Source organism: Bacillus sp. RC252 (assembly GCF_044909215.1).
GTDB lineage: Bacteria > Bacillota > Bacilli > Bacillales > Bacillaceae_G > Bacillus_A > Bacillus_A mycoides.
Genome location: NZ_JBIYDV010000006.1, coordinates 149,242 through 173,593 on the forward strand (window position 1 = coordinate 149,242; position 24,352 = coordinate 173,593).

Here is a 24,352-nt window from a genome sequence, read left to right on the forward strand (position 1 = left end):
CTCATTTTTAAATTTTTATGAAGAAGATAGAATATTTCTTTCATTATTTTTTTGAGGATTTGCTAAACTAAGAATAGAACTATGTATATAGGTAGTATATACGTAGTGAAAGAAGAGGTTGCATTTGTTAAAAGATAATTGAATCCTCAACTATGTAATTGTAATTTAATAAGATATAAAGGGGGAAAGGCAAGGGAACTTATATCACTTGTTAATATGAGTTCTTTGTGTGAAGATGAAAATTGGAATTGTTGGACCGGGAGCTATTGGTCTCCTATATACATTTTATTTACAAAAAAGTAATCAAGATGTTACGTTGTTTACAAGAAACGATAAGCAAGCAGAAGAATTAAACTTAACGGGTGTAACTTGTATTAGGAATGGAGAACGTGAAACGGTATTTCCATCTATTTTACCGATAGAAAGTATGCTGGATAAACAGTTAGATTATACATTTATTGCTGTAAAGCAATATCATGTAACTGATATATTACCTTTTGTGCAGGGAGAATCGTCATTAATCTTTTTGCAAAATGGAATGTCACATCTTCACGTTATGCAAAAAATAGGAAATGAACGTATAGCAGTCGGGATTGTGGAGCATGGTGCAAAAAAAGAGGATGGACATACAGTTCGTCATACTGGAATAGGTGTTACAAAGTTTGGTGTAGTGCGTGGTCAATCTAGTTGTTTTAAAAAGGTATTTAATTGTTTTCCTTTTGATTATTTTCCGATTCAGATAGAAGATGATTGGAAGGGGATTATGCGTAATAAATTAGTAGTCAATGTATGTATTAATCCGTTGACGGCATTATTGCGGGTTGAGAACGGGGAGTTAATTTCAAACCCGCTTTTTTATCAAATGATGGAGCAAGTATTTCAGGAAGTTGCATTTCTTGTTAAAGAAGAAGATAAGGAAATGCTATGGAAAATGGTATGCCAAGTATGTGAAAAAACATCCCATAATACTTCATCTATGTTAGCGGACGTAAGAGCGAATAGACAAACGGAAGTTAACGCGATTGTTGGATATGTATTAGAAGAAGCTAAGGAACAACAACAATCTGTTCCGACACTTCGATTTTTGTTCAATGCAATAAAAGGAATGGAATTATAAGTGTTTTTCTTTGCTTTTACGTGAAACATTGAATACAATGTGGGTTGGTGAGAGAACAGGATACGAAAGGAAGAATTATATGGAGATAAAAGAAATCTCTGTTCCACTACAAGGTGTTGTAGCGGACTATATGAACGGTAAAAAAGAGATACAGTCATGTTTTGATTATCTGTTAACAGAGGATGCTTTTAAACAGCGTTTACATGATTTACGTGAGAGAGAGTTTTTCCGTCAAGATTTAGTAACGCATTTATTAGAATATAATACACAATTGCAAGCGGGAGAATTTACAATTCAAAATATAAAAGCGCTTGAAGATGAAAATACATATGTAGTTATAGCTGGACAACAAGCTGGGTTATTAACTGGTCCGCTTTATACAGTTCATAAGATCATTTCAATTTTACAGCTTGCAAAAGAAAAAGAAGAGAGCTTAGGGGTTCGGGTTGTTCCTGTCTTTTGGATTGCTGGTGAAGACCATGATATGGATGAAATTAATCATATATTTGTAACGAAAAATAAAAAAATAAAAAAGACCATTTTTCATGATCGTTATCCGAAAAAGGCGAGTGCTTCTGAGTCTGAGTTTTCTATTGAAGACTGTAGAAAATGGGTCGAAGAGATTTTTAAAACATATCCGGAAACGAATTTTACAAAGGATGTATTACAATTTGTTGATGATGCTTTAGGTAAATCGCATACATATGTAGATTTCTTTGCGCACCTTATTACGAAAATGTTCGCAAATTCTGGTTTAATTCTTGTAGATTCACATCATCCTGCATTAAGAAAATTAGAAGTGCCGTTTTTACAACAAATTATAAGTAAATATAAAGAAATTCAAGTAGGGCTTCGTAATCAACAGGAAGTACTTAAGGAATTAGGATTTAAACCGATTATTGAAACGAAGACAAATGCAGTGCATATATTTATGGAAATTGATAATGAGCGAGTATTGCTTGAAGAGAATCAAGGGAAGTTTATTGGAAAAGATGGAGTGCATTCATTTTCGTATGAAGAATTGATGGAAGAGATGGAAAGAAGTCCAGAACGTTTTAGTAATAATGTTGTAACGCGCCCTCTTATGCAAGAATATGTGTTTCCTACGTTAGCGTTTATTGGCGGTCCAGGGGAGTTAGCTTATTGGAGTGAATTGCAACAAGTGTTTCATACGGCAGGTTTCCAAATGCCACCTGTTGTTCCGCGGCTTACAATTACTTATATGGAGCGAGATATAGCGACAGATTTATATGATTTAGATTTGCAAGAAATTGATCCATTTCTAAATAATATAGATAATCTGCGTGACAATTGGCTTTCTAATCAAATAGAGGAACCGATAGACGAGCGATTTATAGAAGCGAAAAAAGAAATAATGGATATTCATACATCATTACAACAATTCGTGAAAAAAATAGATCCAGGGTTAAATGAGTTTGCGGGGAAAAATGAACTGAAAATTAATGAGCAAATTGAACTGTTAGAAAAAATGTTGAAAAGAAATGTTGAGAAGAAACATGAGGTTCAACTGAATAAATTCCGCCGTTTACAATTCGCGCTTCGTCCATTAGGAGCACCGCAAGAACGTGTGTGGAATGTGTGTTATTATTTAAATCAGTTCGGCCTTGATTTTGTTGACCGGGTAATGGAACAATCTTTTTCGTGGGATGGAAAACATCATGTAATAAAACTATAGAATCTTGCTCTTTTGAGCAGGATTTTATTTTTATTCTGTTGAATTAACTGTGAAGTGAAATATTTCTGAATTATCCATCTTATGTTAATGTAATGAATCGCTATGTATCAGGTATATATATATGACAAAATAGCACAAAATGTAAACGGATTAATATCTTTTTCGACAGGTTTTTGTTTAAATTCCTGCAAAAAATGATAAAATTTAGTATATAATAAAATAAAATAGCGATTTGTATAGCGTACTACCTTGTTGGAAGTTAAATGAGTCGTTCTTTAGTAGCATTTCATCCTCTAGTAGTAAATTGTGTTTGTAGAGTGAGAGATGTATTTAACATAATTAATTGGAAAAAGAGTAGGTGCAGCAATGTTCAAACACGTAACAGTACTTTTGAAAGAAACAGTAGATGGCTTAGATATAAAACCGAGTGGTACATATGTAGATTGTACACTGGGTGGAGGAGGACATAGTTCTTATTTATTATCTCAGCTAACAGATGGTGGAAAGTTAATAGCATTTGATCAAGATGAAATAGCGATTCAAAATGCGAAGGAAAAATTTTCTTCTTATGGTGAACAATTTGTAACAGTGAAGAGCAACTTCCGTTATTTATCTGAAAAACTACATGAATTAGGTATCACAGAAGTAGACGGGATTTTATTCGATTTAGGTGTTTCATCCCCACAATTAGATACACCAGAGCGTGGCTTTAGTTATCATCATGATGCACCGTTAGATATGCGGATGGATCAAGATGCCCCATTAACAGCATATGATGTTGTGAACAGCTGGTCATATGAACAACTCGTAAGAATTTTCTTCCAATACGGAGAAGAAAAATTTTCAAAGCAAATAACAAGGAAAATTGAAGCTTATCGCGAGAATAAGGCTATTGAAACGACAGGAGAATTAGTGGAATTAATTAAAGAAGGTATTCCAGCTCCGGCACGTAGAACAGGTGGACATCCTGCGAAGCGAGTATTTCAAGCGATTCGTATTGCTGTAAATGATGAATTAAAAGTATTTGAAGAAGCGTTGGAATCTGCAATTGATATGGTCAAGCCTGGTGGAAGAGTTAGTGTTATAACATTCCATTCTTTAGAAGATCGTATTTGTAAAACGACGTTTAAGCGAAATAGCACAACGCCGCAATTACCACAGGGACTACCGATTATTCCGGATGAATTTAAGCCGAAATTAAAGCTTATTACAAGGAAACCGATTTTACCTTCTGACATTGAATTAGAAGAAAATAATCGAGCGCGTTCTGCGAAGTTGAGAATCGCTGAAAAACGATAAAAAGGAGAGAGAGGTATGACTAATTTAGCTGTAAAGTATAAACAACAGGCGCAAGAAGAGGTACAAATTCAAGCGCCGCCACAGCAGATGGTTAAGCCAAAAGTTAAAACGAAAATTACAAGAATTGAAAAGCTATTGTACGTAACGTTTATTGGATTTTTATTATATGCCTGTGTAGCTTTTATTGGGAATAAAGCGGGCCTATATCAAGTTAATGTAGAAGCAGCGACGATAGAAGAACAAATTGTGAAAAAACAAAAGGAAAATCAAGAATTGCAGGCTGAAGTAGAGAAGTTAAGTCGTTATGAACGTATCGCTGAAGTTGCAAAAAAACACGGGCTAGAAATTAATGCGAATAACGTGAAAGGCCTAAAGTAAGGCAAATAGGTGTGAAGAAAAGATGAAGAGAAATATGACCAAATTTCATACCAATAAGGGAGCAGGTTATTTTATGATATTTTTCCTCCTGCTCTTTTTGCTGTTATTAGCCCGATTTTTTTACATACAAGTAACAGGAACAGTGGACAATCATGATTTGAAAAAACTTGCTGAGCAAAAACATAGTAAAAAAGGAGTTCTCGAAGCGAATCGAGGAACAATTTATGATCAAAATGGTCATGTACTAGCGCAAGACGCAAATTCTTATAAACTTGTAGCCGAGTTAAAAGGAGCTAACGCCGTTAAGGATAAAGAGGATACTGCAAAGAAAATCGCAGGAGTACTCGGAAAAGATGAAGATAAAATTTTAGGTACTTTAAATAAAGAAGGCAAAAGTCAAGTGGAATTTGGAACATTGGGTAAAGACTTGACGAAAGAAAAGAAAGAACAAATAGAAGCATTGAAATTGCCGGGAATATCTTTTATTACCGAAAATGCGAGAGTTTATCCAAACGGTGATTTTGCATCTTACGTCATAGGTCATGCGAAACCTGATGAAAATGGAATCTCAGTCGGTCAATTTGGCTTAGAAAAGAGTTTGGATAAATATTTAGGTGCTTCTAATGGTGAGGTAGCTTATACAGGTGACCGTAAAGGAGTATCTCTTGACGGTGGAAAAGTGAATGTAAAGGCACCTAAAAATGGAGATAATGTGTATTTAACGCTTGACCAACGTATTCAAAGTTATTTAGAAGACGCAATGAAAGAAGCAAGTAAACATTATGAACCAGAAAATTTAATAGGGATTGTTGCGGATCCGAAGACAGGGAAAATATTAGCGATGTCTAGTAAACCTAGTTATGACCCTAATGATCGTCAAATTAAATATTTCTTCAACGACGCCATTGCAAATGCGTTTGAACCGGGATCAACAATGAAGATTTTCACATTAGCGGCGGCCATTAATGAAGGTGTATACAATGGGCAAGACTTTTATCAGTCTGGTACATATCAAGTTGGTAATCGCAAAATAAAAGATCATAACGGCGGCGCCGGATGGGGTTCTATTACTTTTGATGAAGGGGTAGAGCGATCTTCAAACGTAGCGTTCGCAATTTTAGGGGATCAAAAACTTGGTCCAGAGCGTTTTCGAAAATATATTCACGGTTTTGGATTAGATGAAAAAACAAACATTGATTTATCTGGTGAAGGGTCAAATACAATTTTATTTGATCAACAAATACAACAAGTAACAACGGCATTTGGACAAGGTTCTACAGTTACGCCAATTCAACTTGTACAAGCTGCAACAGCAATTGCAAATGATGGTAAAATGATGAAACCTTATACAATTGATAAAATTGTGGATCCAATAACAGGTAAAGTACAGCTAGAGCATAAACCAGAAGAAGTAGGAAAACCTGTTACCAAAGAGACAGCAGCACAAGTAAGGCAATTACTAGAACGTGTTGTTACATCACCGAAAGGAACAGGAACTGCATATAAAATTGATGGGTATTCAGTCGGGGGGAAAACAGGTACAGCACAAATTCCTGACGGGAAAGGTGGCTATATGACAGGAAGAGAGAATTATATATTCTCATTCTTAGGTATGGCACCGATGGACGATCCGCAACTTGTTGTGTATGTGGCCGTTAAACAACCAAAATTAAAAGATGATGAAAACGGGGCTAAACCTTTAGCTGATATCTTTAAATATGTAACGAAAAATAGCTTAGAGTACTTAAAGATTAAGCCGAATGAAGTAAAAGATCCGAAAAAATATGTGAAAGAACAACAAACTGTCGTTCCAGATGTAACCGGAAAAACGATGGAAGAAGCGAAAAAAACAATTGATAAAGCAAAACTTCGTCCAATCGTATTAGGTGAAGGTAAAGTGCAGCAGCAAGTGCCAAAAGCAACTGAACAAACATTAAAGGGTGATCGAGTCTTCTTAGTAGGAGATAAACCTACAATGCCAAATATACAGGGATGGGCACTGCGTGATGTTATGAATTTAGCAAAAACATTAAAGCTTAACTTAAAACCTTCTGGTACAGGATATGTAACGGAACAAAGTGTGGCGGAAGGGACATTGTTGCAACCTGGTACAGAATTAGGTGTAACACTCGTACCACCACTTGAACCGCAGCAAGAAGCAGAAAAGCCATAATGGTAATAGGGAAGAAGTTCTAATTAAATAAGTACAAGCATATATTGGAACAAGCTAGGCGTAAGGGAGGCTTGTTCCAATATGCGTGTATCAAATGTAACGGTTAGAAAACGACTTATTTTTATACTTATATCGGGTATACTCATTTTCACTATTATCGATATTCGTCTTGGATATGTGCAATTTTTTCTTGGAAATATGTTAACGGATCGTGCGAAGGATTCATGGAGTCGTAATATTACTTTTGAACCAGAGCGAGGGAAAATTTTAGATCGAAATGGTGTGGAGCTTGCTACGAATAAAAGTGCACCGACCGTCTTTGTTGTGCCGAGGCAAATTGAAAAACCAGCAGAGACTGCAGAGAAGTTAGCTGCAGTATTAGGTGTGGAAAAAGATGATGTTTATAAGCGGATTACAAAAAAAGAATCGATTGTAAGGCTTGATAAAGGCGGAAGGAAAATATCGCATGACAAAGCGAAAGAAGTACGCGGATTAAGTTTAAAGGGTGTGTACATCGCAGAGGATTCTATCCGGTACTATCCATTCGGTAATTTTTTATCACACGTATTAGGATTTGCGGGCAGTGATAATCAAGGGCTTATGGGACTAGAGAAATATTATGATAAAGAGCTAAATGGTGATAAAGGTCATGTGCGATTTTTTGCAGACGCGAAAGGACAGAGAATGCCTAACGTTGGAGATGATTTCAAAAAACCAGAAGCCGGCTTGAATTTAGGATTAACAATTGATTCACGCATTACGAGGATTATGGAAAGAGAAATGAATATTGCGGAATCAACGTATAATCCTGACGGTATGATAGCAATTGCAATGAATCCGAAAAATGGTGAAATTTTAGGTATGTCAAGTCGACCAAGTTTTGATCCAGCAGATTTCCAAAGTGTTTCTCCGGAAGTATATAACAGAAATTTACCTGTATGGAGTACGTATGAGCCGGGGTCAACATTTAAGATTATTACATTAGCTGCAGCTTTGAATGAAAATTTAGTAGACTTAGAGAAAGATACATTTTATGATGATGGGGCAGCTGAAGTTGGTGGAGCTAGATTGCGGTGTTGGAAAGCTGGAGGCCATGGTAGCCAAACGTTTTTAGAGGTAGTTCAAAACTCTTGTAACCCAGGATTTATTGAACTTGGTGATCGTCTTGGTAAAGATCGATTGTTTAAATACATTCGCAATTTCGGGTTTGGACAGAAGACCGGAATTGATTTACAAGGTGAAGGTAGCGGGATTTTATTTAATTTAGATAAAGTTGGTCCAGTCGAGCAAGCGACGACTTCATTTGGGCAAGGTGTTTCTGTTACACCGATTCAACAAGTAGCAGCTGTAGCGGCGGCTGTAAATGGTGGAACTTTGTATCAGCCATATATAGCGAAGGAATTTATCGATCCGAAGAATAATCAAGTTGTCAGCAAAAAGACACCTGTTGCGAAAAGGGAAGTTATTTCCAAGGAAACTTCAGAGAAAGTTCGTTACGCATTAGAGAATGTTGTAGCGAAAGGTTCGGGTAAAGGGGCTTATATTGATGGATATCGTGTAGGTGGAAAAACTGGAACTGCTCAAAAGGTGAAAGATGGAAAATATTTAGATAATAACTATATTGTATCATTTATCGGTTTTGCTCCAGCTGACGATCCGCAAATTGTTGTTTATGTAGCAGTGGATAATCCAAAAGGAGTCACTCAATTTGGTGGAGTTGTAGCAGCACCTATTGTTGGGAATATTCTTCGTGACGCACTTCCTGTAATGGGAGTGGAACCGAGAAAAGAGCAAGTTGAGAAAGAATATAAATGGGGCGATACACCAACTGTGGAAGTTCCGAATTTAATTGGTATGAAAAAGAAAGATTTACAAACGCAACTTGTAGACTTGAAGCTTGATATAAGTGGTGATGGTGGGAAAGTAATTAAACAATCACCAGAAGCAGGAGCTAAAGTAAAAGAGGGTTCAAAAGTTAGAATTTACTTCGGGAATTAAAGGTAACTGATTGTGTTTTATGGTACAATTGGTGGAAGTGAGTTCTTTATAGAAAAATTGCTTTATTTGAGACGATAAGTGTCTCATTAATAAATAAATCTATTGATTAGACTATAGTAGCACTTACCTCCTATTTTTATATAACTAGGAGGTAACGTGTTACTTGCTAAAATAAGAGATAAATAAACAATGTAGAGAGGGTTTAGTGAAATGAAGTTGCATACACTTGTATCATGTTTGCATGATTTTCCAGTTGTTCCAACAGAAAATCCAGAAATAACATCTATTGAAGCGGATTCACGTAAAGTGAAAGAGGGAAGCTTATTTATATGTATGAAAGGATATACGGTTGATAGCCATGACTTTGCTAAGCAAGCAGCCGCACAAGGAGCGGCTGCTATTGTTGCGGAAAGACCAATTGATGTTGACGTTCCAGTTGTACTTGTGAAAAATACTTTTCGTTCGCTAGCGGTTTTAGCTGATTATTTTTATGGCCAACCAACACACAAGTTACATTTAATCGGTATTACAGGTACAAATGGAAAGACAACAACATCGCATATTATGGATGAAATTATGCGCGCACATGGTCATAAAACAGGGCTAATTGGAACGATTAATATGAAAATCGGTGATGAAACATTTGAGGTGAAAAATACAACACCAGATGCACTAACACTTCAACAGACATTTTCAAAAATGGTTGAACAAGGTGTGGATAGCACAGTAATGGAAGTTTCGTCTCATGCTTTAGATCTTGGCCGTGTACACGGGTGCGATTATGATGTTGCAGTATTTACGAATTTAACACAAGATCATTTAGACTATCATAAAACGATGGAAGAATATAAACATGCGAAAGGGTTGCTTTTCGCACAGCTTGGCAATAGTTATCATCATAATCGTGAAAAATACGCTATATTAAACAGTGATGATCCAGTAGCAGAAGAGTATATGCGAAGTACAGCAGCTACTGTTGTAACATACGGTATAGATGTTGCAAGCGACATTATGGCACGAGATATCGTAATGACGAGTGGCGGTACAACATTTACACTTGTAACACCGTATGAAACTGTAAATGTTACGATGAAATTAATTGGTAAGTTTAATGTATACAACGTGTTAGCTGCTACAGCAGCAGGTCTTGTTTCAGGAGTGAGCTTACAAACAATTATTGATGTAATTAAAGAGCTTGCTGGCGTTCCTGGACGTTTTGAAGTTGTTGATGGTGGACAAAATTACACAGTTATTGTTGACTATGCGCATACACCTGATAGCTTAGAGAACGTACTAAAAACAGCAAAACAATTTGCAAAAGGCGATGTATATTGTATCGTTGGTTGCGGTGGTGATAGAGATAGAACGAAAAGACCAATAATGGCAAGTGTCGCAACCGAATATGCAACTCACGCAATTTATACATCAGATAATCCAAGAAGTGAAGATCCGAAGGCTATTTTAGATGATATGGTAAATGATGTAAATAGGAATAATTATGAAGTAATTGTCGATCGAAAAGAAGCGATACGTTCCGCTATCTCGAAAGTAAAAGCAGAAGATATTATTATTATTGCTGGTAAAGGGCATGAAACGTATCAAATTATTGGTAAAGAAGTTCATCATTTTGACGATCGTGAAGTTGCTAAAGAAGCAATCACGGAGCGTTTAAACAACGAAGTGTAACAGCATGAGAGGAGGACTACATGTGCTTGAACAAGGTTTATTAGTAACGGCTGGGGTAGCATTCTTAATTTCTGTTGCCCTTTCGCCATTATTTATTCCATTTTTAAGAAAGTTAAAGTTCGGACAGAGTATTCGTGACGAAGGACCGAAGTCACACCAAAAGAAATCAGGGACACCAACGATGGGTGGTATTGTCATATATGTATCTATGATGGTGACTACGCTTATTATGGCGATTAAATTTAACAATTTAGGTGCAGAAGTATCATTGTTATTATTAGTTACATTTGGGTACGGATTAATCGGATTTTTAGATGACTACATAAAAGTAGTAAAGAAAAGAAATCTTGGTTTAACATCAAAACAAAAATTGATTGGTCAGCTTGTAATTGCTATTGCGTTCTTTTTAATTGGAAAAGGGCAAGCATTTCACACTTATATCATGATTCCGGGAACTGATGTTAAATTTGAATTAGGCTGGGCGTATTTTGTTCTCGTATTATTTATGCTTATTGGTGGATCAAATGCGGTTAATTTAACAGATGGTTTAGATGGTTTATTATCAGGAACAGCTGCTATTGCATTCGGAGCATTTAGTATTATTGCTGTAGCTCAAGAACAATTTGGGGTAGCGATTTTCTGTATGGCAGTTGTAGGAGCTGTACTTGGATTTTTAGTATTCAATGCGAATCCAGCGAAAGTATTTATGGGGGATACAGGTTCTCTAGCTTTAGGTGGTGCTATCGCAGCTGTAGCGATTTTGTTAAAACAAGAATTGTTACTCGTTATTATTGGCGGTGTATTCGTAGCGGAAACTTTATCTGTTATTATCCAAGTTATTTCGTTCAAAACAACAGGAAAGCGTGTCTTTAAAATGAGTCCATTACATCATCATTATGAATTATGTGGTTGGTCAGAGTGGCGCGTTGTTGTAACGTTTTGGTCTGTAGGATTTTTATTAGCTGTGCTAGGAATTTATATCGGGGTGTGGATGTAATTGAAAACTGTAACTGAATATCAAAATAAAAATGTTCTTGTATTAGGTATTGCTAAAAGTGGTTATGCAGCAGCTACTTTATTAAAAAAATTAGGGGCAAACGTCATTGTAAATGACGGGAAACCATTAGCGGGTAATGTGCTTGCAGCTGAGTTACAAGCGGAAGGAATGGATGTTGTATGTGGTGGGCATCCATTAGAATTGCTGGAGAGAAACATTTCACTTGTCGTAAAAAATCCAGGAATTCCATATTCTAATCCACTCTTAGTGGCGGCGAAAGAAAAACAAATTCCAATTGTAACTGAGGTTGAATTAGCATATTCCATTTCAGCAGCACCGTTTGTTGGGATTACGGGATCTAACGGTAAAACAACAACGACAATGTTAACGTTTGAAATGTTAAAAGAAGGACAAAAGTACCCAGTTATTGCGGGGAATATAGGTACTGTAGCTTGTGAAGTTGCACAATTGGCGAAGGAAAATGAAGTTGTCGTTACGGAACTTTCATCGTTTCAATTGATGGGAGTGGAATCGTTCCAACCAAAAATTGCAGCCTTTTTAAATTTATTTGAAGCGCATTTAGATTATCACGGGACGAAGAAAGAGTATGGTTTGGCGAAAGCGAATATTTTCAAAAACCAAACTGAAACAGATTATAGTATAATTAACGCAGATGATGCAGATGTCATGGCGTTATCGGCATATAGTAAAGGAAAGAAAGTATTATTTTCGACGACGAAAGAAATTGAAGCTGGTGCGTATATAAAAGATAACGCTCTTTATTTTAAAGGCGAAAAAGTAGTTAAAGTAAGTGATATTGTTTTACCTGGTAAGCACAATTTAGAAAATATTTTAGCAGCAATGAGTATTGCTAAATTATTAGGTGTTTCTAATGAAGCAATTACTGCTGTGTTAAAAAGTTTTACAGGTGTAAAACATCGCTTAGAATATGTAACAACGATTAATAATCGTAAATTTTATAATGATTCAAAAGCGACGAATATGCTAGCGACAGAAAAAGCATTATCTGCATTTACACAACCGATTGTATTATTGGTTGGTGGACTTGATCGTGGTAATGAATTTGATGATTTAATTCCATACTTTAAACATGTCAAAGCGATTGTGACATTTGGACAAACTGCACCAAAATTAGTAAGAGCGGCAGAAAAAGCAGGATTAGATGTAATTGAAAGTGTCGATACTTTAGATGATGCAGTAGTGAAGGCGTATGCTCATTCTACCGATGGTGATGTTATTCTTCTTTCACCAGCATGTGCAAGCTGGGATCAATTTAAAACATTTGAAGAAAGAGGAGACATTTTTATACAAGCTGTGCATAAACTTATATAAAGTAAATCAAAACATCAGTAGGCTAACACCTACTGATGTTTTGTTACATAGGGCAAAGGTTCTGCCCAAAGAGGTGGTGTTCATGGGTAATGAAGAAAACGCCTGATTTTATTCTCATCATCGTTACACTTGCATTGTTAACAATTGGAATGATTATGGTTTATAGTGCGAGTGCGGTTTGGGCCTCTTATAAAATGGGGGATTCATTCTTTTTTGCAAAAAGGCAATTGTTATTTGCAAGTCTTGGGGTAGTAGCTATGTTTTCTCTCATGAAAATTGATTATTGGGTGTGGCGTACGTATTCAAAAGTAATTTTACTAGTTTGTTTCGTTCTTCTTATTCTCGTTCTTATTCCTGGAGTAGGTCTCGTTCGTGGAGGGGCGCGAAGTTGGATTGGAATCGGGGCATTTTCTATCCAACCGTCAGAGTTTATGAAATTCGCGATGATTATTTTCTTAGCAAAATTTTTAGCGGAACGACAAAAATTAATTACATCTTTTAAACGAGGTTTACTACCGGCTCTTAGTTTTGTATTTCTTGCTTTTGGGATAATTATGTTACAGCCAGATCTTGGTACGGGAACGGTAATGGTTGGGACATGTATTATTATGATATTCATTTCGGGAGCAAGGGTCTTTCACTTTGCAATGTTTGGTTTGCTTGGTGCAGCGGGATTTGTAGGGTTAATCGCATCAGCACCATATCGAATGAAACGCATTACATCATATTTAGATCCGTGGTCGGATCCGCTCGGAAGTGGATTTCAAATTATCCAATCGTTACTCGCAATTGGACCTGGTGGTTTATTTGGGCTTGGGCTTGGACAAAGTAGACAAAAATTTCTTTATTTACCTGAACCACAAACAGACTTTATATTTGCGATCTTATCCGAGGAATTAGGTTTTATTGGTGGTTCATTTGTGTTATTATTATTTAGTCTATTATTATGGCGCGGGATTCGTATAGCATTAGGAGCGCCAGATTTATATGGTACGTTTTTAGCAGTAGGTATTGTGGCGATGATTGCGATTCAAGTAATGATTAATGTTGGTGTTGTAACAGGACTGATGCCTGTTACGGGTATTACTTTGCCATTTTTAAGTTATGGTGGATCAAGTTTGACCTTAATGTTAATGGCAGTAGGTGTATTATTGAATATAAGTCGCCATTCTCGCTATTAAACCCTGTTTAAAAGACAGGGTTTTTCGTGTGTGTGTGAAAATGCAATATGTATATAGAAATAAATACGATTGAATAAGAACAGGGAAGTGGAGGAATCAGTAGTGCGAGTATTAGTAAGTGGTGGGGGTACTGGAGGACATATTTATCCAGCTCTTGCTTTAATTAGAGAAATAAAAAAACTAAATCCTGAAGCAAGATTTTTATACATTGGTACAGAGAATGGATTAGAGAGTACCATCGTACCGAAAGCGGGTATTCCGTTCCAGTCTATTGTTATAAGTGGATTTAAACGAAAAATATCTCTTGATAATGTAAAAACAGTGATGCGTTTCCTAAAAGGTGTTCAAGATAGTAAACGATATATTCGTCGTTTTAACCCTGATATTGTGATTGGTACGGGTGGATACGTATGTGGGCCAGTTGTATATGCTGCGGCTAAATTAGGTATTCCGACTATTGTCCATGAACAAAATAGTGTACCTGGTGTAACGAATAAATTTTTAAGTCGTTATGTCGATAAAGTTGCAGTTTGTTTTGAAGCAGCTGCAGAACATTTTCCACAGTCAAAAGTGGTTATGACAGGTAATCCACGTGCATCAGAAGTAATGGACCAAAATGGAATGAAAGGAAAACGTTCGGTAGGACTATCCCTTTCTAAAAAATCCGTGCTTATTTTTGGTGGGAGCCGCGGGGCTAGACCGATTAACGATGCTTTTGTAGAAGCGATTGAACAATTTGGGAATAAAAGTTACGAAGTATTATATGTAACAGGCGAAGTACATTATGATAAAGTTATGGAAGCCGTGAAACAAAAAGGGAATCCGGATAATGTTATTATTAAACCTTTTATTCATAATATGCCAGAGGTACTGACGGGTGTAGATCTTGTTGTTTCAAGGGCAGGGGCTACAACGCTTGCAGAATTAACAGCGTTAGGAAAGCCGAGTGTATTAATTCCAAGTCCGTACGTAACAAATAACCATCAAGAAAAAAATGCACGATCAGTTGTTGATAAAGGAGCAGCTAAAATGCTACTTGAAAAAGATTTAACATCTGAAACGCTTATTCGTGACATTGATGAGATTTTATTGGATACACAAACATTACAAAATATGAAACTGGCTACTAAGCAACTTGGTATTCCAGATGCAGCAAATAAGCTATATGAAGTAATGAACAAGCTTATTAAAAAATAACATTAGGTGAACGCCCTGCATATTACTGTAATAAGGAGACTTGATATGGGGGAGATTGTCTATGGAACAATTAGTAAAAGAGCTTTTAGAAGCAAATGTTGGTCGCGTGTTAGTTAATGAACCGTTAGCGCGTTACACCACTATGAAAATAGGCGGACCAGCTGATATTTTAATTGTACCAAAGCATGTTGCTGGTATTGAGAAGACTCTAGAGTTAGTAAAGAAGTACAAGACAGGGTGGACTGCAATTGGTCGTGGTTCAAATCTTCTCGTATCTGATCAAGGTATAGAAGGTGTGGTTATTCGTTTAGGAGAAGGATTAGACCATTTAGAAGTCGAAAAACATAGAGTAAGAGTCGGTGCTGGATATCCCCTTATTAAATTGTCAACTTTACTTAGTCGACAGGGATTAGCGGGCCTGGAATTTGCAAGTGGTATTCCAGGAAGTGTTGGCGGTGCAGTGTATATGAATGCAGGCGCTCATAAGTCCGACATATCGAGTGTATTAACGAAAGCTCGTATTTTGTTTGACAATGGAACAATTAATTGGTTGACGAATACCGAAATGGGCTTTTCTTATCGCACATCTGTATTGCAAATGAAACGCCCTGGTATTGTTTTGGAAGCTGAATTCCAATTGGAGGTAGGCGAACGTGAGGGAATTGTAAGAAGCATGCAAAAGAATAAAGAGTATCGCCGTGAAACGCAGCCTTGGAATCACCCTTGTGCAGGAAGTATATTTCGAAATCCAGTCCCCTATTTTGCAGGAGATTTAATAGAAAAATCAGGGCTTCGTGGTTATACAATAGGTGGAGCTCAAATTTCTGAAATGCATGGGAATTTTATTGTTAATACTGGTGTGGCATCAGCGCAAGATGTATTAGACTTAATCGAATTGGTAAAGCGTACAATTAAAGATAAATTTGGTGTTGATATGCATACAGAAGTAGAAATAATTGGAAGATAACGGTTGTTCGTTCCGCTCATTATCATTTATGTTATAATAAGAAGATAAGAACGGCATGAGGAACATGCCGTTCTTTATGTTACATAGGGGGATCGTACATGAAAAATAGTAAAGTGATTAAACTACAAGATCGTGTACCAAAATTAAAGAATCAAAATAAAAAAAATAAGAAACCTGTTAATCATCGGTTAATTTTATACATATCGATTTTATTTTTATTAGTACTCTTTTTAATTTATTTTCGGTCTCCGCTTAGTAATATAAAAAAGATAAGTGTCTTTGGAAATCATTATATGACAGATGAACAAGTTATGAAGGAATCAGGTGTGACATATGATACGAGTTATTTCCGAGTAACAGCACATAAAGCAGAAGAAAACTTAACGAAACGAAAAGAAATTAAAGAGGTAAATGTAAAAAAACGTTTCCCAAACAAAATTGATGTTCATATCGAAGAATATTTAACAATTGGCTATATAAACAAAGATGGAAAATTACAACCGTTATTAGAAAATGGGAAAACACTCGATGTACTTCCGAACGGAAAGCTTCCAGTTGCAGCACCAATTTTTGAACCATTTAAAGAGGAAAAAATGAAGGAATTAATTGCAGAACTAGAAAAATTAACGCCAACTATTTTAAGGTCTATTTCTGAAATTCGTTATACACCAACGAACGCAAATGAAGATCATCTTACTTTATATATGAATGAAGGATATGAAGTGAGCACCACTATTCAAAATTTCGCAAAGCGAATGGAAGCTTATCCACTTATTTTAAAAACAATTGAACCTGGTAAGAAGGTTTTAATTGACTTAGAAGTGGGTGCATATACGAAGGAACTAGGTGCTGAAGAAAAGAAAGAATAGAATGATAGTTTTTACTGCGTTATTACGTATGAAATGAAACAAACGTTCTTTTATATGGATGCTAATTTGCAAGAATGCTTAATTTGATGAAAAAAATGTAAATTTTCTTAGATTCATACTAGGATTGGTACAAGTTTCACTTTTCTACAAGTACATCTTAGTGTAGACTTATACTTGGCGGTAATCTTTACACTTGAAATATAATTATTTCAAGATAGAGCAGTTATTTACAGGTTACTGCGATATTCTTAAATGAATGTTAAATAAAAATAAGAAAAATATAGGGTTAAAAAAGGGAAACGTATAAAGACGTTGAATATTTTTCTTATAAATAGTAAAGTTGCGATTGTTGTTCCATATATTGAGTTGTATGGTATAAATAAAGAAGGAGGTGCCAAAGAATGAACAGCAATGAAATATATGTTAGTCTTGACATCGGTACATCCAATGTTAAAGTCATCATTGGTGAAATGGTTAATGATAGCTTAAACATTATTGGTGTTGGAAACGTAAAATCAAATGGTTTGAAAAAGGGATCGATAGTTGATATAGATGAAACTGTTCGATCAATTAAAAAAGCAATTGAACAAGCTGAGCGCATGGTGGGTATCCACATTGAGCAAGTTGTAGTAGGTGTCAATGCAAACCAGGTACAGTTGCTCCCGTGTCACGGAGTAGTCGCTGTTTCAAATGAAGATCGTGAAATCGGGAATGAAGATGTCTTACGCGTTCTAGATGCAGCGCAAGTTGTGTCAATTGCTCCTGAACGTGAATTTATTGATGTGGTACCTCGACAGTTCATTGTAGACGGTCTTGACGAGATTAACGATCCACGCGGGATGATCGGTGTAAGATTAGAAATGGAAGGTACACTTATTACAGGCTCGAGAACTTTACTACATAACCTACTTCGTTGTGTAGAAAAAGCAGGTCTTGAAATTGTTGATATTTGTCTGCAACCTTTAGCGGCAGCGACAGTTGCGTTATCTTCGGATGAAAGAAATAGAGGGGTAGCACTTGTTGATATGGGTGGAGGATCTACAACCTTATCTATTTTTAAAGATGGAGAGTTGCAAGCAACGAGCGTATTGCCATTAGGTGGAGATCATATAACGAAGGATATAGCGATTGGGCTGAAAACTTCAACAGAAAATGCAGATCAAATTAAGCTGAAATATGGACATGCTTTTTATGATACAGCATCTGAAGAAGAGATGTTTACGGTTCCTATTATGGGAAGCGATCAAACAGAACAATATTCTCAGTTGGAATTATCGGATATAATAGAGGCTCGTGTAGAGGAAATTTTAATGTTTGTTCAAGATGAAGTGCATAAGTTAGGAGTAAAGCAAGCTGCTTCTGGATATGTACTAACTGGTGGGATAGCTTCTATGCCAGGTGTTCTTGATCTTGCATACGATATTTTACATGAAAATGTTCGTATAGCAACTCCTGATTATATTGGTGTTCGTGAGCCTCAATATACAAGTGGAGTTGGATTAATTAAACATTCTTATCAAAAAGCTAAATTACGTGGGAAAAATGTGCAGGAAAAGCAAGAACATTTTGAACCAGTACCAGCACCAATGCCGGTACAACAGCAACCTGCGAAACAAAAAACTCGTAATCAAAACAATACTAATCAAAATGATGACCGCATGATGTCAAAAGTAAAACGTGCATTCCGTTATTTATGGGATTAAAATTGGACACGAAAAATGAGGTTCTAGGGGGATTTCGACATGTTAGAGTTTGATACTACTCAAGATCAATTAGCGAATATAAAAGTTATCGGTGTCGGCGGTGGCGGAAACAATGCTGTAAACCGTATGATTGAACACGGTGTACAAGGTGTAGACTTTATCGCTGTGAATACTGATGCACAAGCATTAAATCTATCAAAAGCTGAAACGAAAATGCAAATTGGTGGAAAATTAACGCGTGGACTTGGTGCAGGCGCAAACCCTGAAGTAGGGAAAAAAGCTGCAGAAGAAAGTAAAGAACAGATTCAAGAAGCGCTTCGTGGCGCGGATATGGTCTTCGTAACTGCTGGTATGGGCGGCGGAACTGGAACTGGTGCAGCTCCAGTTGTTGCTCAAGTTGCAAAAGAACTAGGCGCGTTAACAGTTGGTGTTGTAACACGTCCATTTACATTTGAAGGGCGTAAACGTGCAACTCAAGCTGCATCTGGTATTGCGTCATTTAAAGAAAATGTAGATACACTTATCGTAATTCCAAATGATCGCTTATTAGAGATTGTTGATAAAAATACGCCAATGTTAGAAGCGTTCCGTGAAGCAGATAACGTATTACGTCAAGGTGTTCAAGGTATTTCTGATTTAATTGCTACACCAGGTCTAATTAACTTAGACTTTGCAGACGTAAAAACAATTATGTCTAATAGAGGTTCTGCTTTAATGGGTATCGGTTCTGGTAATGGTGAAAATCGTGCTGCTGAAGCTGCGAAAAAAGCGATTTCTAGTCCATTACTAGAAACATCTATTGATGGAGCTCAAGGTGTTATTATGAACATTACGGGCGGCGCAAACTTAAGTTTATATGAAGTACAAGAAGCAGCAGACATTGTAGCTTCAGCTTCGGATCCAGAAGTAAATATGATCTTCGGTTCTGTTATTAATGAAGGATTAAAAGATGATATCGTTGTCACTGTAATTGCAACTGGTTTTGATGATAGTGCTTCGACACAACCACCAAAACCAATTATCCGTCCGACTGCGAATCACACGCAACAGCAACAACAACCAGTAGCTCAACCTTCAAAACAACGTGAAGTTAAGCGTGAAATGAAACGTGAAGAGCCGGTTATGCATGATCGTCATACAGATTCAGATGACATCGATATTCCAGCATTCTTACGTAACCGTCGTAGACGATAAAAGAAAAGGAGCTTTCATGCTCCTTTTTTTTGTTGTCTAAATGGAAAAGATCTGCTAAGCAGATCTTTTTTTATTATTTTGCATATGGAGAGCCCAGTCCTATTTTTAAGCCATAAGCTGTGATAAATAAATTGAAACTTTAATTAATCGGGGGTGTTCATCCGAAAATGATTGTTAGCCCGACTCTCACTTAACTTCTGTACTTTTTTATAGTTGAATTTTGAGGCAGGGTCTTACTGCCCGCAAATAGCAAGATAAACTTTGTATATATATAATTCAATTATTATGTATACAAGTAAGAAATTTATATTATTCTATGAAAAATACATTTTTATTTTTTACCGACAGATTATGTCTAGAAATCACAAAATAACAAAAAAACCCCTCCACCAATTGACACACTTTCCTATTGGATATGCATTATACTAGTCTCAACTCAAAAAAAGAGGTGAATTGTTTGGTTGTTTACGCCGACATTGTTTGGTTGTTAAACGCCTGCATTGATTTTCTTTTACTTTTATTAACAGCCACCGTGTTAAAAAAGAGAATCAAAAGATGGAGGCTTGTGTTAGGGGCATTTATAGGTTCAACTATTGTTATTTTCGCCTTTACGCCTTTTGCTTCTATGATGACACATCCAATTATGAAACTATTGTACTCGTTACTTATTGTGTATACAGCATTTGGGTTTTCGACATTTAGAAATTATACACAAACTGTTTTTACTTTCTATTTTGTAACCTTTATGGTTGGTGGAGGATTAATTGGAACGCATTACTTTTTGCAAACGAACGAAATGGTAAATGGGTTAGTTCAATCTAAATCAGTTTCTTACGGTGATCCAATTAGTTGGTTGTTTGTTATTTTTGGTTTTCCAGTAATTTATTATTTTTCTAAAAAGCGTATAGAAAGCGTAGAGGTCACAAAGATACACTATGATCAAATCGTGAAAGTGAAAATTCAATTAGCTGGAGAGGAACTAGAACTAGCAGGTCTAATTGATAGTGGGAACCAACTTTATGACCCGTTAACGAAAACACCCGTTATGATTATGCATATTTCATCATTAGAACATTGTTTGCCAGCTTGGTTAACAGAACAAATTTATTCCAAAACAGAAATTCCTCAAATACCAGAAAATGATTCTGGGTGGGCGACGAAACTACGTTTAATTCCTTTCCGAGCAGTAGGAGTAGAGAATCAATTTTTATGGGCAATTAAGCCAGATTGTGTGCAAGTTCATCATGAAGGTTTGGTTGTTGTAAACAAAGTACTGATTGGATTAAATACACAACAATTATCTACCAATGGAGAGTATCAATGCATTGTACATCCGAAAATGTTGATTTCGCAAAAGATGGTAATTGCTTAATTATGAGAGGCGGGATAATATGGTGAAATTTAAATTTTATTTGGTATACCTTTGGTATAAAGTATTGCTGAAATTAGGAATTAAGACCGATGAAATTTATTATATTGGTGGAAGTGAAGCGTTGCCACCGCCGTTAACGAAAGAAGAAGAGGCAGTTCTTTTGAATAAATTACCAAATGGAGATCAAGCTGCGAGGTCGATGCTTATTGAACGTAACCTAAGGCTTGTTGTATATATAGCAAGAAAATTTGAAAATACAGGGATCAATATTGAGGATTTGATTAGTATAGGAACAATTGGTCTTATTAAGGCAGTGAATACATTTAATCCAGAAAAGAAAATTAAATTAGCAACATATGCATCTCGTTGTATAGAAAATGAAATTTTAATGCATTTGCGTCGAAATAATAAAAATCGTTCGGAAGTTTCTTTTGATGAACCGCTTAACATTGATTGGGACGGAAATGAACTGTTATTATCAGATGTTTTAGGTACAGATGATGACATTATTACAAAAGATTTAGAAGCTACTGTAGATCGTCATCTTTTAATGAAAGCATTGCATCAATTAAATGATCGTGAAAAACAAATTATGGAGCTTCGGTTTGGACTCGCTGGTGGCGAAGAGAAGACACAAAAAGATGTGGCTGATATGCTTGGGATTTCACAGTCTTATATTTCTCGTTTGGAAAAAAGAATTATAAAAAGATTACGAAAAGAATTTAATAAAATGGTGTGAAGAATAAGACCAGTCGGTATCTAGACTGGTCTTATTCTTTTTTGTGCATTAGGAAATATGATATTTGTGAAAAATGATGGAAAAACCGTATGCATAAAATCTCCTTCAAAGGAAATACTTTACACTGTACAGCAACTCCCGATAGGAGGGAACACTTTGACGAGAAACAAAGTAGAAATTTGCGGTGTTGATACAGCTAAACTTCCAGTACTAAAAAATGAAGAGATGCGTAAATTATTTCGTGAAATGCAAAGTGGAGAGATAAGCGCCAGAGAGAAATTAGTGAATGGAAACTTACGTCTTGTACTGAGCGTCATCCAAAGATTTAATAACAGAGGAGAATATGTTGATGATTTATTTCAAGTTGGTTGCATTGGACTTATGAAATCCATTGATAACTTTGATTTAGGCCAAAATGTAAAGTTTTCAACGTATGCTGTGCCGATGATTATTGGAGAAATACGCAGATATTTGCGTGATAACAATCCAATTCGTGTATCTCGCTCATTACGAGATATTGCGTATAAAGCGTTGCAAGTAAGAGAAAAATTGATTGCTGAAAATTCAAAAGAACCAACAGCAATGGATATTGCGAAAGTTCTTGAAGTGACACATGAAGAAATTGTTTTTGCGTTAGATGCTATTCAAGACCCAGTTTCATTATTTGAACCGATTTATAACGATGGAGGAGATCCTATCTTTGTTATGGATCAATTAAAGGATGAAAAACAAAAGGACGAGCAGTGGGTTGAAGAACTAGCGTTGAAAGAAGGGATGAAGCGTTTAAATGATCGTGAGAAAATGATTATTCGAAAACGGTTCTTCCAAGGAAAGACACAGATGGAAGTTGCCGAAGAAATTGGGATTTCTCAAGCACAAGTATCACGTTTGGAGAAGTCTGCTATTAAGCAAATGAATAAGACGATTCAAGGATAAGGTCCTCACCAGCTATGGTGAGGCCTTTTTTATATATAATATTTTGCGCTCATAGTAGAGTGGGGAGGTTCATATAATGAAAATAAAATGGATGTTCTATTAGTAGCGGTTATATACTGTTTATCCACTTCAAAATTCGGCTGAAGTAAGAAGAGCCGGAGCTACCCGTAAAAATCCGATTAGCATGGACTAATAATCAGTAGGGATGGGGAAAATCCCACTGATTAAGGTTTCACTTTATTTGAGAGCGTACTTACGATTTATGATATAAGGGAGAGGATGGAACATGATACGAATTTCGGATTTTCAAATGAAGGATGTTGTAAATATTTCAGATGGAAAAAGGCTTGGAAATATTGGAGATATTGATTTTGATATAGACACAGGAAAGATTAGGGCAGTTATTATTTCCAAGCAGACACGTATGCTTGGACTCTTTGGAAAGGAAGTAGAATTTGTGATTCCTTGGGAGCGAATTATGAAAATTGGGGAAGATGTCATACTTGTCAGAGTAGATAATATTAATTCTGTAACAGAATCAATACAAACACCGACAATTTCATAAAGAATATTACAAATTCCTCTTTTTTTTCAGTTGTCATTATGAAAAAATAAAAGTATGGTAAAATAGACAGGAAGTACCATGCTTTTTTCTGTTATTTTAATTAAAAGGAGTCGCTTTATGAGAGAACCATTTAAATATGCGGACGGTATACTGTATTTACAAGCGTGGAAAGAACTTGGAAACATTACTGTTGGATTTACGACAAAAGATGGTGGAGTAAGTACAGGCTCCTTTCATGCGATGAATTTAGGATTACATGTGAATGATATCGTGGAGAATGTTCATGAAAACAGACGCATTTTAGCGAATAAGTTACAAAAACCATTAGAAAAATGGATTTGCTCTGAACAAGTTCATGACCATCATGTTGAGAAAGTAGGACTGCAAGAAAAAGGGAAAGGCGTTTATTCATATGAAGACGGTATTCCGAAAACGGATGGCATTTATACGACTAACAAAGATGTTCTCTTAACATCTTGTTACGCTGATTGTGTTCCGCTCTATTTTTATGCACCATCACATGATATGATAGGACTTGCGCATGCTGGGTGGAAAGGGACTGTAACAGAGATTGCGAAAGAAATGATTCAAAAGTGGAATGCAGAAGGTGTTTCAAGTGATGAAATTCATGTCGCAATTGGTCCTGCAATCGGATCATGTTGTTATGTTGTTGATGATCGTGTATTAACAGCAGCAAAGCAAGTAGTAAACGGATCTGTTCCCTATAAATTAATTTCTGATGGTCAGTATGCAATTAATTTAAAAGAAGTTAATCGTATATTATGTGTACAAGCAGGCATAAAAGAAGAACATATTGTAATGTCATCTCTTTGTACAAGCTGTGAAGAACAATTATTTTTCTCTCATCGTCGTGATCAAGGTAAGACGGGGAGAATGTTGAGTTTCATAGGTTTTAAGGAGGAGTGAAGTAA

The 24,352-nt window shown here is 36.1% G+C and carries 20 protein-coding genes; all 20 read left to right on the forward strand.

Annotated elements, in window-relative coordinates; all coding sequences use genetic code 11:
- Window positions 1-229 precede the first annotated feature (229 nt).
- The 20 genes from panE to pgeF all read left to right on the forward strand — a co-directional run bounded on the left by panE (window position 230) and on the right by pgeF (window position 24,347).
- Window positions 230-1,117, forward strand: coding sequence for a 2-dehydropantoate 2-reductase (gene panE / locus ABH960_RS10700; protein WP_002128863.1), 888 nt, complete (start codon window positions 230-232; stop codon window positions 1,115-1,117).
- Window positions 1,118-1,196: 79 nt separating this feature from the next.
- A complete protein-coding gene (gene bshC, locus ABH960_RS10705) occupies window positions 1,197-2,813 on the forward strand; it encodes a bacillithiol biosynthesis cysteine-adding enzyme BshC (protein ID WP_404445160.1) in 1,617 nt (538 codons plus the stop codon).
- A gap of 366 nt (window positions 2,814-3,179) precedes the next feature.
- Window positions 3,180-4,112: a 16S rRNA (cytosine(1402)-N(4))-methyltransferase RsmH gene (rsmH, locus tag ABH960_RS10710; protein ID WP_002014746.1), complete on the forward strand. Its 933-nt coding sequence runs from the start codon at window positions 3,180-3,182 to the stop codon at window positions 4,110-4,112.
- 15 nt (window positions 4,113-4,127) lie between these two features.
- On the forward strand, window positions 4,128-4,490 hold the full coding sequence (gene ftsL, locus ABH960_RS10715; RefSeq protein WP_002014745.1) for a cell division protein FtsL: 363 nt from the start codon (window positions 4,128-4,130) through the stop codon (window positions 4,488-4,490).
- Between the two features lie 22 nt (window positions 4,491-4,512).
- Window positions 4,513-6,663, forward strand: a complete 2,151-nt coding sequence (locus ABH960_RS10720; RefSeq protein ID WP_483862327.1) for a penicillin-binding protein — start codon at window positions 4,513-4,515, stop codon at window positions 6,661-6,663.
- Window positions 6,664-6,744: 81 nt separating this feature from the next.
- Window positions 6,745-8,661 carry a stage V sporulation protein D gene (locus tag ABH960_RS10725; protein WP_002014741.1) on the forward strand — a complete coding sequence of 639 codons (1,917 nt, stop codon included), beginning with the start codon at window positions 6,745-6,747 and terminating at the stop codon, window positions 8,659-8,661.
- Window positions 8,662-8,871: 210 nt separating this feature from the next.
- On the forward strand, window positions 8,872-10,347 hold the full coding sequence (locus tag ABH960_RS10730) for a UDP-N-acetylmuramoyl-L-alanyl-D-glutamate--2,6-diaminopimelate ligase (RefSeq protein WP_404444975.1): 1,476 nt from the start codon (window positions 8,872-8,874) through the stop codon (window positions 10,345-10,347).
- A gap of 22 nt (window positions 10,348-10,369) precedes the next feature.
- Complete coding sequence (mraY, locus tag ABH960_RS10735; RefSeq protein ID WP_002014738.1) at window positions 10,370-11,344, forward strand: phospho-N-acetylmuramoyl-pentapeptide-transferase; 975 nt, start codon at window positions 10,370-10,372, stop codon at window positions 11,342-11,344.
- Complete coding sequence (gene murD, locus ABH960_RS10740) at window positions 11,345-12,697, forward strand: UDP-N-acetylmuramoyl-L-alanine--D-glutamate ligase (RefSeq protein ID WP_404444978.1); 1,353 nt, start codon at window positions 11,345-11,347, stop codon at window positions 12,695-12,697. It begins immediately after the preceding gene.
- 89 nt (window positions 12,698-12,786) lie between these two features.
- Entirely contained in the window at window positions 12,787-13,878 is a 1,092-nt protein-coding gene (gene spoVE, locus ABH960_RS10745) for a stage V sporulation protein E (RefSeq protein WP_002066872.1), read from the forward strand.
- Window positions 13,879-13,980: 102 nt separating this feature from the next.
- The gene (gene murG / locus ABH960_RS10750; protein WP_002121899.1) at window positions 13,981-15,075 is read left to right on the forward strand and encodes an undecaprenyldiphospho-muramoylpentapeptide beta-N-acetylglucosaminyltransferase; all 1,095 of its coding nucleotides are present in this window, start codon (window positions 13,981-13,983) and stop codon (window positions 15,073-15,075) included.
- 61 nt (window positions 15,076-15,136) lie between these two features.
- Window positions 15,137-16,042 carry a UDP-N-acetylmuramate dehydrogenase gene (gene murB / locus ABH960_RS10755; protein WP_404444982.1) on the forward strand — a complete coding sequence of 302 codons (906 nt, stop codon included), beginning with the start codon at window positions 15,137-15,139 and terminating at the stop codon, window positions 16,040-16,042.
- 98 nt (window positions 16,043-16,140) lie between these two features.
- On the forward strand, window positions 16,141-16,911 hold the full coding sequence (divIB, locus tag ABH960_RS10760; protein ID WP_002014733.1) for a cell division protein DivIB: 771 nt from the start codon (window positions 16,141-16,143) through the stop codon (window positions 16,909-16,911).
- A gap of 401 nt (window positions 16,912-17,312) precedes the next feature.
- A complete protein-coding gene (gene ftsA, locus ABH960_RS10765; protein ID WP_002014731.1) occupies window positions 17,313-18,614 on the forward strand; it encodes a cell division protein FtsA in 1,302 nt (433 codons plus the stop codon).
- Window positions 18,615-18,653: 39 nt separating this feature from the next.
- Window positions 18,654-19,808 carry a cell division protein FtsZ gene (gene ftsZ, locus ABH960_RS10770; protein WP_002066873.1) on the forward strand — a complete coding sequence of 385 codons (1,155 nt, stop codon included), beginning with the start codon at window positions 18,654-18,656 and terminating at the stop codon, window positions 19,806-19,808.
- Between the two features lie 457 nt (window positions 19,809-20,265).
- Window positions 20,266-21,180, forward strand: coding sequence for a sigma-E processing peptidase SpoIIGA (gene spoIIGA / locus ABH960_RS10775; RefSeq protein ID WP_033707128.1), 915 nt, complete (start codon window positions 20,266-20,268; stop codon window positions 21,178-21,180).
- 19 nt (window positions 21,181-21,199) lie between these two features.
- Window positions 21,200-21,919: an RNA polymerase sporulation sigma factor SigE gene (gene sigE / locus ABH960_RS10780; protein WP_002128857.1), complete on the forward strand. Its 720-nt coding sequence runs from the start codon at window positions 21,200-21,202 to the stop codon at window positions 21,917-21,919.
- A gap of 156 nt (window positions 21,920-22,075) precedes the next feature.
- On the forward strand, window positions 22,076-22,855 hold the full coding sequence (gene sigG, locus ABH960_RS10785; protein ID WP_002014725.1) for an RNA polymerase sporulation sigma factor SigG: 780 nt from the start codon (window positions 22,076-22,078) through the stop codon (window positions 22,853-22,855).
- Between the two features lie 286 nt (window positions 22,856-23,141).
- On the forward strand, window positions 23,142-23,420 hold the full coding sequence (locus tag ABH960_RS10790; protein ID WP_002066875.1) for a YlmC/YmxH family sporulation protein: 279 nt from the start codon (window positions 23,142-23,144) through the stop codon (window positions 23,418-23,420).
- Window positions 23,421-23,537: 117 nt separating this feature from the next.
- Complete coding sequence (pgeF, locus tag ABH960_RS10795) at window positions 23,538-24,347, forward strand: peptidoglycan editing factor PgeF (protein WP_033707129.1); 810 nt, start codon at window positions 23,538-23,540, stop codon at window positions 24,345-24,347.
- The last annotated feature ends 5 nt before the right edge of the window (window positions 24,348-24,352 follow it).